Here is a 926-nt window from a genome sequence, read left to right on the forward strand (position 1 = left end):
CGGCACCAGCGCGCCGTCGGCGCCGATCATGCGATAGGGCGCCAGCGACGCGGCGGCAGCCTCGGCATTGGCGACCGCGGCGCCCTGGTTGCGCGACAATTGCACGACGCGCCTCAGCATCTCGACGAAGCTGCCGGAGATCGGCAGGTTAGACCAGGTCGCCTCCGGCGTGACATGGAAGAGCACGAGCGTGCCCTTGTCCTTCTTCATGCCCGTGACCAGAGGCGTGCCGTCGGCAAGTGTGGCCCAGGTGCGCTCGACGATGTCGGGCGTGGGTTCGGCCAGCACCTGCCGGCTGACCGTCACCTCGGTCGGCGGCGCGAGATCGGCGAACGGGCCGTTCTTTGGGAATTCGGTGACCTGTTGCGGCGTCGTCCAGGACAGCGCACCGCCCAGTGCGCGCTCGCCGCCGCGCAGCCGGACCGGCAAGAGATCATCGTCATTGCCGGCGGCTGCCAGCCTTGAACCGGCAAAGCGCACCAGCGTGCCGCCATTGTTCACCCAGTCGACCAGCCGCTGCCGGACCTGCGCGGGGATGGTACCGACATCGGCCATGATGACCATGGCCGGCTTCTGGTCGAGAAGCTGCGGAATGGCGTCGGCCAGATCGGCGCTCGACGGCTCGACCAGATCGGCGAAGGGCTGCAGGGCGCGGCGAATGTAATAGAGCGGCGACAGCAGCGGCTGCGCCTGGTCTGCCTCGGCCTGCGAAAGCAGCCCGACGCGGCGGCGCTTGGAGCTCTCGTCCAGCACGCGCACGGCTCCGGCCTGATGCTCGCCATCGAGTGCTATCGAGGCGAAGTCGTTGCGCAATTCAAACGGCACCTTCATCGTTCCGGTGGCGGTGGTCTCGCCCGGCGCGAAGGTCAGCGTCGCGTCGGCGATGCGGCGGCCCTTGTCGTCGAAAGCGCCCGCCGTGACTTGCG

The 926-nt window shown here is 68.8% G+C and carries 1 pseudogene; it reads right to left on the reverse strand.

Going from position 1 to position 926, the window contains the following annotated elements:
• A pseudogene (locus tag DH10_RS25665) lies at nt 1-926 on the reverse strand (DUF4159 domain-containing protein); the annotation flags it as partial.

Origin of the sequence: Mesorhizobium silamurunense (assembly GCF_014843825.1) — a bacterium.
Classification (GTDB): Bacteria; Pseudomonadota; Alphaproteobacteria; order Rhizobiales; family Rhizobiaceae; genus Mesorhizobium; species Mesorhizobium silamurunense.